Annotated in this window: 10 protein-coding genes; 6 read left to right on the top strand and 4 right to left on the bottom strand. The window is 58.4% G+C overall.

Features of this window, described 5'->3' with window-relative positions:
- Positions 1–121 precede the first annotated feature (121 nt).
- Positions 122–1,189, top strand: coding sequence for a peptide chain release factor 2 (gene prfB / locus DBR44_RS05855; RefSeq protein WP_158613565.1), 1,068 nt, complete (start codon positions 122–124; stop codon positions 1,187–1,189).
- 123 nt (positions 1,190–1,312) lie between these two features.
- Positions 1,313–2,821, top strand: a complete 1,509-nt coding sequence (lysS, locus tag DBR44_RS05860) for a lysine--tRNA ligase (RefSeq protein WP_124642941.1) — start codon at positions 1,313–1,315, stop codon at positions 2,819–2,821.
- A 143-nt stretch (positions 2,822–2,964) separates the two neighbouring features.
- On the opposite strand, the gene DBR44_RS05865 is transcribed toward lysS, so the two are convergent.
- Positions 2,965–3,909: a sensor domain-containing diguanylate cyclase gene (locus DBR44_RS05865; RefSeq protein WP_124642943.1), complete on the bottom strand. Its 945-nt coding sequence runs from the start codon at positions 3,907–3,909 to the stop codon at positions 2,965–2,967.
- Between the two features lie 174 nt (positions 3,910–4,083).
- Positions 4,084–6,891: a bifunctional diguanylate cyclase/phosphodiesterase gene (locus DBR44_RS05870; RefSeq protein WP_124642945.1), complete on the bottom strand. Its 2,808-nt coding sequence runs from the start codon at positions 6,889–6,891 to the stop codon at positions 4,084–4,086.
- A gap of 246 nt (positions 6,892–7,137) precedes the next feature.
- On the opposite strand from DBR44_RS05870, the gene DBR44_RS05875 reads away from it, so the two are divergent.
- The 3 genes from DBR44_RS05875 to DBR44_RS05885 all read left to right on the top strand — a co-directional run bounded on the left by DBR44_RS05875 (position 7,138) and on the right by DBR44_RS05885 (position 10,273).
- Entirely contained in the window at positions 7,138–8,457 is a 1,320-nt protein-coding gene (locus tag DBR44_RS05875; protein ID WP_124642947.1) for a TRZ/ATZ family hydrolase, read from the top strand.
- A gap of 3 nt (positions 8,458–8,460) precedes the next feature.
- Complete coding sequence (gene ubiG / locus DBR44_RS05880) at positions 8,461–9,162, top strand: bifunctional 2-polyprenyl-6-hydroxyphenol methylase/3-demethylubiquinol 3-O-methyltransferase UbiG (protein WP_124642949.1); 702 nt, start codon at positions 8,461–8,463, stop codon at positions 9,160–9,162.
- Between the two features lie 439 nt (positions 9,163–9,601).
- Positions 9,602–10,273, top strand: coding sequence for a GntR family transcriptional regulator (locus DBR44_RS05885; RefSeq protein WP_124642951.1), 672 nt, complete (start codon positions 9,602–9,604; stop codon positions 10,271–10,273).
- 241 nt (positions 10,274–10,514) lie between these two features.
- On the opposite strand, the gene DBR44_RS05890 is transcribed toward DBR44_RS05885, so the two are convergent.
- Positions 10,515–11,012: a dihydrofolate reductase gene (locus DBR44_RS05890; RefSeq protein WP_124642953.1), complete on the bottom strand. Its 498-nt coding sequence runs from the start codon at positions 11,010–11,012 to the stop codon at positions 10,515–10,517.
- Positions 11,009–11,803, bottom strand: a complete 795-nt coding sequence (locus DBR44_RS05895; protein WP_124642955.1) for a thymidylate synthase — start codon at positions 11,801–11,803, stop codon at positions 11,009–11,011. Before DBR44_RS05895 ends, DBR44_RS05890 begins: the two co-directional genes overlap by 4 nt.
- Before the next feature lie 181 nt (positions 11,804–11,984).
- Between DBR44_RS05895 and flhB the strand changes: the two genes are divergently transcribed.
- Complete coding sequence (flhB, locus tag DBR44_RS05900) at positions 11,985–13,151, top strand: flagellar biosynthesis protein FlhB (protein ID WP_124642957.1); 1,167 nt, start codon at positions 11,985–11,987, stop codon at positions 13,149–13,151.

The following is a 13,151-nucleotide window of genomic DNA, read 5'->3' on the forward strand; positions in this document are numbered from 1 at the left end:
AACTGGTGCGCTTTTTGTGTTTGATCAATACAAGCAAGTACATTTGAATTTACTAATACAGACTGCTACTGGAGCAAGAGCATGATTGAAGTCGAAGTCCTGAACCAGATTGCGGCCACGATTGAAAACCTGGCCGAGCGCGCCACCGATATTCGGGGGTATCTTTGACTACGACGGAAAAAAAGACCGTCTGGAAGAAGTAAGCCGCCTCACTGAAGATTCCGATATCTGGAACGACCCCAAGCGCGCCCAGGAGCTGGGCCGCGAACGCAAGCAACTGGAAGATGTGGTACTGGTGCTGGACAGCATCAACGCCAGCATCGCCGATGCGCGCGAACTGCTGGAAATGGGCAAGAGCGAAGAAGATGACGAAACCATCTTCGCGGTAAAAGCCGACATGGAAGAAGTCGAGGCCAAAGTGGCCAAGATGGAATTCCGCCGCATGTTCCACGACCCGATGGACCCCAACAACTGCTTCCTGGACATCCAGGCCGGTGCTGGTGGCACCGAGGCACAGGACTGGGCCGGCATGCTGTTGCGCATGTATACCCGTTATGCCGAGCGCAAGGGTTTCAAGGTAGACGTGCTGGAAGTCTCCGAAGGTGAAGTCGCCGGCATTAGCAGTGCCACGCTGAAGATCGAGGGCGAATACGCCTACGGCCTGCTGCGTACCGAAGTGGGCGTACACCGCCTGGTGCGCGTGTCACCGTTCGACTCCAATGCCCGTCGCCATACCTCGTTCTCTTCGGTATTCGTGTATCCGGAAGTGGACGACAGCTTCGAGATCGACATCAACCCGGCTGATTTGCGCGTTGATACCTACCGCGCCTCCGGTGCCGGTGGTCAGCACATCAACAAGACCGACTCGGCCGTACGTATTACCCACTTGCCCACCAACACCGTGGTGCAGTGTCAGAATGACCGCTCGCAGCACCGCAACCGCGATGAAGCCATGCAGATGCTGCGCGCCAAGCTGTACGAGCTGGAACTGAAAAAGCGCAACGAGGCCAAGCAGGCCCTGGAAGACACCAAGACCGATGTGGGTTGGGGTCACCAGATCCGCTCCTACGTGTTCGACCAGTCGCGCATCAAGGACCTGCGAACCAGCTATGAAGTGGGCAATATCAAGGGCGTCATGGATGGCGACCTGGATGGCTTCATCGAAGCCAGCCTGAAGCAGGGCGTGTAAACGTCCGGGCTGGCTGCTACAGCCAGCCTGCATTAGCGCAGCGTAATACCTTAATTGTTGGCCGATGAGGCCTGGCGGGGGAATGGCCCCCTGCCCTTACCCGCAGTAGTCAACGGAGTCATCATGTCTGAACGTGAACAAGCATCATCCCCAAGTCAGGACGAAAACCAGATCATGGCGGAACGCCGCCAGAAGCTGAAGAGCATCCGCGAAAAACGCGTCGCTTTCCCCAACGATTTCAAACGCAGCCACTTTGCCAAGGATCTTCAGGAAAAACACGCGGGTAAAGACAAGGAAGCTCTGGAAGCCGAAAAGATCGAGGTTGCCGTTGCCGGCCGCATGATGTTGAAGCGCGTCATGGGCAAGGCCAGCTTTGCCACCCTACAGGATGGCAGTGGCCGCATCCAGGCCTATATCGCCAATGATGGCGTGGGCGAAGAAGTACATGCCGAATTCAAGCACTACGACCTGGGCGACATCATCGCCATCCGCGGCGTGCTGTTCAAGACCAAGACCGGCGAACTGACGGTACAGGCCAGCGAAGTGCGCCTGCTGTCGAAAAACATCCGTCCGCTGCCGGAAAAATTCCACGGCATGACCGATCAGGAACAAAAGTACCGTCAGCGCTACGCCGACCTGATCATGAGCGAAGACAGCCGCAACACCTTCATCAAGCGCTCGCAGATCGTGCAGAAGATTCGCGACGTGATGGTGAGCGAAGGCTATCTGGAAGTGGAAACCCCGATGATGCACCCCATCCCGGGCGGCGCCACAGCCAAGCCTTTCGTCACCCACCACAATGCGCTGGACATGCCGCTCTACCTGCGCATCGCACCGGAACTGTATCTGAAGCGCCTGGTGGTTGGCGGTCTGGAACGCGTGTTCGAGATCAACCGCAACTTCCGTAACGAGGGGATGAGCACACGCCACAACCCCGAGTTCACCATGATCGAATTTTACGAAGCCTACAGCGACTACCAGCGCATGATGGAGATGACCGAAAACATCATCCGCCGCTGTGCCGAAACCGTCTGTGGCGGCACCACCATCAGCTACAACGGCAAGGAAGTGGAACTGGGCAAACCGTTCGACCGCTTCACCATCGTCGGTGCCATCAAGCACTACAACCCGCAATATACCGATGAGCAACTGGGCGATGCCGCCTGGGTAGCCGCCGAAATCAAGCGCCTGGGTGGCAAGCTGCCGCCGGCACCGGGCCTGGGCAGCCTGCAACTGGCACTGTTTGAAGAATGTGCCGAAAGCCTGCTGTGGAACCCGACCTTCATCATCGACTACCCGGTGGAAGTGTCCCCGCTGGCGCGTGGCTCCGATGCTGATCCGGCCATCACCGAACGCTTCGAGCTGTTCATCGTCGGCCGCGAACACGCCAATGGCTACTCCGAGTTGAACGATCCGGAAGACCAGGCAGCACGCTTCCTGTCGCAAGTGGCCCAGAAGGACGCTGGTGACGACGAAGCCATGCACTACGACGCCGACTACATCCGCGCCATGGAATACGGCCTGCCGCCGACCGGTGGCTGCGGCATCGGCATCGACCGTCTGGTGATGCTGCTGACCGACGCCCCGTCCATCCGCGATGTCATTCTCTTTCCGCAGATGCGCCCGGAATAAGCCGCCAGCTCCGCTGGGGACTCAACAAAAAACCACGCTACCGCGTGGTTTTTTGCATTGTGGGTGAACAGCAATCACGCAGCAGGCCAGCCAAAACCGCCCGCACGCAGGGGCCTTGAGCAAGCCCCTGCCAGCCATGACACTTAGCCCTGACAAATACAGTTGCGCCCCTGTAGCTTGGCACGGTACATGGCTACATCCACGGCATGCAATATGCCCTCCAGCTCGCCATGATCAGCGACGCAGGTATAGCCAATGCTGACGGTCAAACCAAGCTGTTGCTGCTGCCATACCGGCTTGCTGTCGGCTATCTGCTGGCGTAGCCGTTCGGCGGCGATGGCGGCACCCGCCAGATCGGTAGCCGGCAGGATAAGCAAGAACTCCTCACCGCCCCAGCGCACGATATCCGCTTGCCCATCAAACAAGGCAGTAAGCTGATCAGCAAAAAACACCAGCATGTGATCGCCACAGGCGTGGCCGTACTGGTCGTTGACATGCTTGAAGCCATCGATATCACACAGCAAGACCGAGAACATCTCTCTCGCGCGCTGCCAGCCTTCCCAGGCCAGTTGCAAGCGCTTGCTGGCTTCACGCCGGTTCAGCAGCCGGGTCAGAAAATCGGTACGGGACAGCCGGATGTTCTCGTCCACCGTGCACTTGAGTTCGTGCACATCGCGAAAGGTGATGATCTGCAGAAATGGCAAGGTGGCCGCTTGCGTCTGCGCGGTGATGATGAACCAGCGTTGCTGGCCATCGGCACAGCACACCAGGGCGGTCAGTTCCGCCAGCGGCTGGCCACTGGCCAGGCAACGCTCCACCTCCCGCTCCCAGGTCTGCATGACTTCCGCCCGGTAGCCAGCATCGGGATAAGCCAGCTGGAACCAGCTATCGATATCCGGCATGTCTTCCAGGCTATAGCCAATCTGCTGACGAAAGGCCTGATTGGAAAAACGATGCCAGCGGCCGGAATTGATATCGCCGCTATTGCTGCATTCGGAAATCAGGATGGGGATGGGAATGAATTCGAAACTGTTGGCCAGCAGTTCTCTTCCGACAGCCGACATGGCCTGATCATTTTCAAAAAACATGGCTTTCTTTCTCTTTCAGCGCCAGTCCGGACTTGTCGAAGTGCGCTAACACACTGCGCGAGTGCCAGGCACATTGATAACCGAACGAACACATCAACAGGAACTATCTGAATATATATATTCAAGATACCAATTTACTGAAAGAAAGCCAGCTGGCGCGGCGCGGAAGCTGCCTTATTCCTCGGGCAGCAAACTACCCTTGGCCAGCAGGCCGGCAAACTCCTCCGGCGGCATCGGTTTGGCCAGCAGATAGCCCTGAATCAGGTCACACCCTTCCTGCTTGAGGAAACGCCACTGATCGATGGTTTCCACGCCTTCGGCCACGACTTGCATATTGAGGTTTTTCGCCATGTTGATGATGGCCCGGGCAATGGCGGAATCGTCGGCATCATTGGGAATGTCGCGCACGAAGGAGCGGTCAATCTTCAGCTTGTCCGCCTTGAAGCGCTTGAGGTAGGACAGGCTGGAATAGCCGGTGCCAAAGTCATCGATGGACAGCTGTACCCCCATGCCCTTGATGCTGTCAATGGCCTGCACGGTGCTGGTCACGTCTTCCATGATCACGCTTTCCGTCACCTCAACGTCCAGCATGTCGGCAGACAAGCCATGGGTACGCAGAGCGGTTTCCAGGACCTCGGCCAGATCCTGCTGGCGGAATTGCAAGGCTGACAGATTGACTGCCAGCGACATCTTGGGCAGCCCCTGGCCATGCCACAAGGCCAGTTGGCGGCAGGCTTCGCGGATCACCCAGTTGCCGATCTGCACGATGAAGCCGCGCTCCTCGGCCACTTCGATAAAGCGCGCCGGTCCCAGAATGCCCAGCGAGGGGTGATTCCAGCGTATCAGTGCTTCGGCCCCGGTAATGCGGCCATCGGCCATCGCCACTTGCGGCTGGTAATGCAGGATGAATTCGTTGCGCTCCAGTGCAAAGCGCAGCTGGCTCTCAATGGCCAGAATTTCACGGGCACGGGCGTTCAGGTCGGCCGTGTAGAACTTGTAGCTGTTACGGCCCGACGACTTGGCGTGGTACATGGCGGCATCGGCATTGCGCACCAGGGTTTCGAAGTCGCGGCCATCATCCGGGTAGACGCTGATACCGATGGACGGCGTGATGGTGATGGTGTGGTTATGCAGCTCGATGGAAGCATTGAAGGATTCGCGGATGCGCTCCGCCGCCAGTGCAGCCTCGCTCGGGTCGGAAATCGCCGGCAGCAGGATGATGAATTCGTCGCCCCCTTGCCGCGCCACGGTTTCACCGGCAGCCAGCGAGGACTTGATGCGGTCGGCCGCCACCTGCAGCAAGATGTCGCCAGCAGAGTGCCCCAGTGACTCGTTCACCGTCTTGAAGCGGTCGAGGTCCAGCAACAGCAGCGCCATTTGCTCGTTATCGCGGCAGGCATTGTGAATCGCCAGCTCGACTCGGTCGTGCATGTGGGCGCGGTTGGGCAGGCTGGTCAGCACGTCGAAATGCGCCAGGAACTGAATACGCTCGTCGGCGGCCTTGCGCTCGGTCAGATCGCTGAAGATGGAGACATAATGGGTGATTTCGGACAGCGGGTTACGCACCGCGTTAATAGCCAGCCACTCCGGGTAGATTTCGCCATTCTTGCGCCGGTTCCAGATTTCGCCCTGCCAGGAACCCTGACCATCAATGGCCAGCCACATATTGCCGTAGAAGGCTTCATCGTGACGGCCGGAAGACAGGATGCTGGTTTTCTGCCCCAACACTTCCTGCTGCGAATAGCCGGTAATTTCGGTGAATGCCTTGTTGACGCTGCGAATGCGCTTGTCGCTGTCGGTGATCATGATACCTTCGACGGTGTTTTCAAACACCTTGGCCGCCAGTTGCACCCGCTCTTCTGCCGCACGCTTTTCGGAGATGTCGCGCACCATGCGCCATACCGCATTGATGCGGCCAAAGGCATCACGCATGGCCACAGTCTTGACACTGACCGGCACCTGATTGCTGAAGCGGTTCATGTACACCGCCTCGAATTCGTCGCAATAACCGAAGCGCAATACCTTGTTGTCCAGGTTGAAGCGCTCCAGCGCCTCGCTCTCCTGCCCCACCAGCGACCAGAAATTCTGCTGCTTGAGCTGGTCGAGGTTGTAGCACATCAGGTTGAGAAAGGCCGGGTTGGCATCCATCACCTGGCCATCCAGCGAACTGATGACAATGCCATCCAGATTGGACCAGAACAGTTCACGGTATTTGTTTTCCGAGCGGCGCAGCGCATCTTCCACCTCGCGGCGGCGGGAAATATCCGCCTCCAGCGCCAGTGTTTTCGCACGCAACTCGTCAATCAGCCGTTTCAGTTCGGAGCGGGTCCATTCCAGGTGCTTGCCCAGCTTGCCGATTTCATCACGCCGCGCCCAGTAAAACGGCGACTCCAGCTTGAGTTCGGCCAACTGGGTGGCCTGCTCGGTGAGGCTGTGCATGGGGCGCAGGAAACGCGAATGCAGAATGCTCATGATCAGCAGAATGGACAACACCAGCTGCGCCACCAGAATCAGCAGGATGTTCTTCACTTGATTGTGCAGGGCGTTGGCCAGATGCTCGGTATCAAACTCCAGCGTGACCTGGCCAATTTCCTCGCCACGGTAAATCACTGGTTTTTGTACGAAAGAAACGCCGCCGACGCGCCGCTCGCTACGCAAGGCGGACAGGAAAACCTGGTTGGACTGGGTGTCGGTCACCCGGATGGACACCACGCGGGCGTCTTCCATGACCGAGGAAATCAGCGGGCTGCCGGCCTGACGGCTGAGGTTCCACAATGGCTCCTGCATGCCCAGCGCCACAATGTCCAGCAAGCGCTTTTCGTCGGTTTCCAGCTGGGCGGTGAGGTTGTCCCGCTGAATATTGATGCTGAGATAACTGATGATGGAGGCGGGAATCAGCAAGCCGAGTACCACGGCGATCATGAAGACCGTGCGCAGGGAGAGGCTAGAGGTGACTGGGTTCTTTTCTTCTTGGGATGCCATCGGTATCGATTATCAAAAAACGTTCATGGCGCGGAAAACCCGCTATCAATATTTAGCTGCAAAATTGCAGCTCATGTGCTGTCAATCAGATTAATCGCATAATAAGGCAGACCTTTCCCAGTTATAAGCGATTTTTTCTTTACATAACAGTTTATGCGGTACGGCCACCGCCCACGCGGTCAATTTGCCATGCCCAGAGCAGCAGCCTACAATCCCCAGCATTCAGAATTCGGCAGGACTTTATCCATGTCAGCAACACAATACGACACGCTTATTTCGGCACGCTGGATCATCACGGTAGAACAAGATGGCGAAGTGCTGGAAAACCATGCGGTCGCCATCAAGGATGGCCAGATCGCCGCCATTCTGCCCGCCAGCCAGTGCCCTGCAATCAACGCCAGTGAAAGACTGGAACTGGGTAATCATGTGCTGATGCCTGGCCTGATCAACCTGCACGGCCACTCGGCCATGACCCTGCTGCGCGGTCTGGCCGACGACAAGGCGCTGATGGACTGGCTGAACAATCATATCTGGCCGGCCGAAGGCAAGCACGTGCGCGATGATTTCGTGTTCGACGGTGCCAGCCTGGCGATGGCGGAAATGATTCGTGGTGGCACCACCACCATCAACGACATGTACTTCTACCATGCCGCCATGGGCCGCGCCGGCCTGGCATCCGGCATGCGCACCTTTGTCGGCTGCTCGATTCTGGAATTCCCCACCAATTACGCCAGCAATGCCGATGAATACATCAGCAAGGGCATGGCCGAGCGTAGCGAATTCCTGGGCGAAGAGCTGATTACCTTCACCCTGGCCCCGCACGCCCCCTACACCGTATCTGATGACACCTTCCGCAAGGTGGTTGATCTGGCCGAGCGCGAAGACATGCGGATTCACTGCCACATCCACGAAACCGCGGATGAGGTGAGCAACAGCGTCAAGGAACTGCAACAACGCCCGCTGGCGCGCCTGCAACAGCTGGGCTTGCTGTCGCCGCGCCTGATTGCCGCCCACATGGTGCATCTGAATGCTGAGGAAATCGACATCGTCGCCCGGCATGGCGTGGCGGTCGCGCACAATCCGGCATCCAATATGAAGCTGGCCTCCGGCATCGCCCCGGTACAGCAACTGCTGGCAGCCGGTGTGGCCGTCGGTATCGGCACCGATGGTGCAGCGTCCAACAACAAGCTGGACATGATGGCAGAGACCCGTCTGGCCGCCCTGCTGGCCAAGGTGGGCACGCTGGACCCGACCGCCGTGCCGGCAGCCACCGCCATTCGCATGGCTACGCTGAACGGCGCGCGCGCACTGGGTATCGCCGACAAGGTAGGCTCGGTCAAGGTGGGCAAACAGGCCGACCTGATCGCCATCGACCTGTCGGCACTGGAAACCGCCCCGGCTTTCGATCCGGTATCGCATGTGGTGTACGCCGCCGGCCGCGAGCAGGTGAGCCATGTCTGGGTTAAGGGCCGCTGCCTGCTGGACGCACGCCAGCTGCAGACCATGGACGAAGCTGCACTGAAAGCGCGCGGTGAAGACTGGCGCAACCGTATTCTGGCGAGGTAAGCAATGAGCAATGTAGACGAACTGGAAATCGACAAATTCAGCCAGCTGGCACACAAGTGGTGGGACAAGGACAGCGAATTCAAGCCGCTGCACGAGATCAACCCGCTACGGCTGGACTATATCGATGACTTTGCCGGCATCAAGGACCTCAAGGTACTGGATGTGGGCTGTGGTGGCGGGATTCTCGCCGAGAGCATGGCCCTGCGCGGCGCGCAGGTCACCGGCATTGATCTGGCCAAGAAATCGCTGAAAGTGGCCCAGCTGCACAGCCTGGAGTCGGGCGTGGCCGTGGAATACCGCTGCATCGCCGTGGAAGAACTGGCCGACGAAGCGCCGGGCAGCTTTGATGTCGTCACCTGCATGGAAATGCTGGAGCATGTACCAGACCCGGAAAGCGTGGTGCGCAGCTGTGCCCGTCTGGTCAAGCCGGGTGGCTGGGTATTCTTCTCCACCCTCAACCGCAATGCCAAGGCCTATCTGCTGGCAGTCGTGGGCGCAGAGTACGTGCTCAACATGCTGCCGCGCGGCACCCATGAGTATGCCCGCTTCCTCAAGCCGTCCGAGCTGTCGCGCATGGCGCGCAATGCCGGGCTGGAAATCGGCAACGTCAGCGGCATGAGCTACAAGCCGCTGACGCGCATTTATTCGCTGGGCGACGACACCCAGGTCAACTACCTGATGGCCACCCGCCGCGCGGCGCTGTAAACACAGCACGCCTGCGCCAGACCCCTGCCCCGCTCCAAGCCGGCCAGGGGTTTTCTTTTTTCCACGGCACCCATGCAGATAAAAAAAGGCCTTCGCCGCAGCGAAGGCCCCAATCATCCCCCGGTCCAGGACCGGTAAACAACCCGCTAGATTGTGAGAAAACACACCGCACCCTCAGGTGCACTGCTTGCCTCAGGCAAGTTTGTATAGCCCCATTCCTCGTGTCAGCCATTTCAAACAAGCGTTTTAATCCTAAAGCCTATTCCGAATACAGACAAGGGATTTCCCTAACAAGGCAAAGAAACATCATCAAAATGCAACAGGCTTTGCCTAATTGCATCACCCTGCCCGACAGCCCAATTGCCAGACAATTCCACATTCCAATTGCCGTGCAGGCCAATATATATGAAAATAATAATATTCGATAATGGAGACGCTGATGACGTTCAAGGCCAACGACTCGCTCACGGAACAAATAGCCCAATACCTTGGCAAAAAGATCATCCAGGGAGAAATGGCACCGGGCGAGCGGATACAGGAACTGCGCATTGCGGCCGAGCTGGAGGTCAGCCGGGGTTCGGTACGGGAAGCCTTGCTGATTCTACAGCGGCGTCATCTGGTGGAAATTTTTCCGCGCCGTGGTGCCGTGGTGTCCAGCATCTCCGGCCAGGATGTACGCGACTTCTTCGAACTGTGGTTCATGCTGCTGGACCGGGTGGTCAGCAACCTGGCCAGCAACTGGAAAAACGACGATCTGGCACGCTTTTTCGAGCTGATGACACAGTTGGCGGAATGCCATCGCCAGGATGACATGCCGGGTTATTTTGATAGCGGCGTGGAATTTCTGCGTGCGCTGTACGACTTCTCCAGCAACCGCTACATGAGCGCTGCCCTGCAAGACTTGCTGCCGCTGACCCAGCGCTGCCTGTTCGCCATCCTGCGTGCTGGCCGGTCGCAAATGGATCTTACCCAACAGTTTCTGGAAGACCTGCTGAAAACCATCATCGCCCGCGACACCACGCGCCTGCGCATCATGGTGGCGGAGTTTGGCCAGGACTACAGCAAGCTGGCACAGAAATCCGCCGAGGCACTGGCTGGCAGCCAGCACTGAGCCGGGTAGTCACAAGCGGCTTTCAAATTGTTGACAAGTCCCTCTCGCTTTCTGGAAAGAAAGCGAGGCTCCCTTGCAGGGCAAGGGCGGGGGGATTGGGAATAAACGGGAAGGCTGCGGAAGCAAGCAGCTGTCGAAAGGCCCGGCTTCGCCGGGTCCAGCGCAATCGTACCAACTTACTTGGTCAGCAGCCTGAAAGCCGCTTGCTCGCGGCTTTTGTCATGGTCAGATCAGCTTCTGCCTAGCCAACACTGCAACGTCGGTAATCGACGAAAGCGTAGGCCAGCCCCTGTTCGCTGCAATGCTCGCTGCGCGACTCCTCCTGCCAGGCCTCCACATCAAACGCTGGGAAATGCGCATCGCCATCGAAGGGTTGGGCAATCTCAGTCAGCCGCAGGCGATCCGCTGCGGCAATCGCTTGCCGGTACAGCTCGGCACCGCCAATCAGGCAGACTTCTTCCACGTCAGCGGCCATTTCCAAAGCCTGCTCCAGTGAATGTGCCACTTCCACACCAGCCGCCTGCCAGTCGGCTTGCCGGGTAATCACGATATTGCGTCGGCCCGGCAGTGGGCGGCCAATCGAATCGTAGGTTTTACGCCCCATCAGCACCGGCTTGCCCAGCGTCACCGCCTTGAAATGCTTCAGGTCTTCCGGCAAGTGCCAGGGCAAGGTGTTGTTGATGCCGATCACCCGGTTGCTGGCCATGGCGGCGACCAGCGTCAGAACAGGCTTGCTCATACCGCCACCGCTCCCTTGATGTGCGGGTGCGGGTCATACCCTTCCAGCGTGAAGTCATCAAAGGTGAAGGCAAACAGATCGTTCACCGCCGGGTTGATCTTCATCTGCGGCAGCGGGCGTGGTTCGCGGCTCAGCTGCAGGCGGGTCTGTTCCAGATGATTGCTATACAAATGGGCATCGCCCAGCGTGTGCACGAAATCGCCGGGCTGCAGGCCGCACACTTGCGCCACCATCATGGTGAGCAAGGCATAGGAGGCGATATTGAAGGGCACACCCAGGAAAATATCGGCCGAGCGCTGATACAGCTGGCAAGACAACTTGCCGTCCGCCACATAAAACTGGAACAAACTGTGGCAAGGCGGCAGCGCCATTTCATCCACCAGCGCCGGATTCCAGGCGGAAACCATCAGCCGGCGTGAATCGGGATTGCGCTTGATCATCTCCACCACATTGCTGATCTGGTCGATATGGCGGCCATCCGGCGCCGGCCAGCTGCGCCACTGGTAGCCGTAAACCGGGCCCAGATCACCATTTTCATCGGCCCACTCATCCCAGATCGATACCCCGTTTTCTTTCAGATAGCGGATATTGGTATCGCCGGTCAGAAACCACAGCAGTTCGTGAATGATGGAGCGCAGGTGGCATTTTTTGGTGGTGATCAGCGGGAAACCCTGCTGCAGGTCGAAGCGCATCTGGTAACCGAATACCGAGCGGGTGCCGGTGCCGGTGCGGTCGGACTTGTCATGGCCATGTTCCAGCACATGGCGCATCAGGTCGAGGTACTGTTGCATGCTGCCATCCATCCATAAGAATCCGCCGATTGTACCGCAGGCAGCCGCAGCCCGTCGCCTCGGCCGCCCTTGCTGTAAAAACAGCAGGGGCAATAACCATGATGCCAAATCGGACTGGCCGGCCGCCCCCGGCATACGCTACCATCCGCTTTAAAATACAACGTCAGAAAACTGGAGCTCAATGGCAGAAGATTCCGATCTCGAACGGACCGAACCCGCGTCAGCCAAACGGCTGCAAACCGCACGGGACGACGGCAATATCCCGCGCTCGCGGGAATTGTCCACGTTCGCAGTCACCATGACCGGAGTCGCATTGCTGATGACCCTGGGCGGCAAGCTCGCCGGCGCCATCATGCTGATGATGAAACAGCTGCTGATCTTTGATCAGCACACGGTGCAACAGGCCGAGCCGGCCATCATCCGCTTCAAGGAGGCACTGTTCTCCATGCTGTGGCAGCTGATGCCGATATTGGGCGGGCTGGCACTGGTGGCGGTAGCCACTCCCATTCTGATCGGCGGCTGGAACTTCACCCTCAGTCCGCTCGAGCCCAAGCTGACCAAGCTGAACCCGGCCAGCGGCATCAAGCGCATTTTCTCGCTCAACTCTGCCACCGAAGGCCTGAAGGCCATCCTCAAGAGCATGCTGATCGGCGGCGTGGCGGTATGGATCATCTGGCGCGAGCGCAGCGACATTCTCGGTCTGCTCACCATGCCGCTGGAAGCAGGCATCCTCAAGATGACCGACATGCTGATCACCACCTTCTTCACCGTCACCGCCGCCATGCTGATGCTGGTGGTGATCGACGTGCCTTTCCAGCTGTGGAACTACCACAAGCAACTGCGCATGACCAAGGAAGAGATCAAGCAGGAATACAAGGAAATGGAAGGCTCGCCCGAGGTCAAGGGCCGTATCCGCCAGCTGCAACGGGAAGCCGCACGCAAGCGCATGATGGCTGAAATCCCCAAGGCCAATGTGATCGTGACCAACCCAACCCACTATGCGGTGGCACTGAAATACGAAGAAGGCATGCAGGCACCACAGATTGTCGCCATGGGCACGCTGAAACTGGCCGAAAAAATCATCGAAAGCGGCAAAGAACACAAGGTCACGGTGATGCGCTCGCCCAGTTTTGCCCGGGCGCTGTATTTCCATGGCGAATTGGGCCGGGAAATCCCCGCCAGGCTGTATACTGCGGCAGCGCAGATTCTGGCTTATGTTTACCAGTTGAAAGCTTATGAATACAACGGCGGCCTGGCACCGGTCTACCCGGACCAGCTGGAAGTCCCCGCCGACCTTGACCCGGAAAGCAAACGCCAGCAAGATGCGGCCCCGAAAGCGAGACAGTAA

It is taken from the genome of Aquitalea sp. FJL05, assembly GCF_003852595.1.
Taxonomy (GTDB): Bacteria; Pseudomonadota; Gammaproteobacteria; order Burkholderiales; family Chromobacteriaceae; genus Aquitalea; species Aquitalea aquatilis.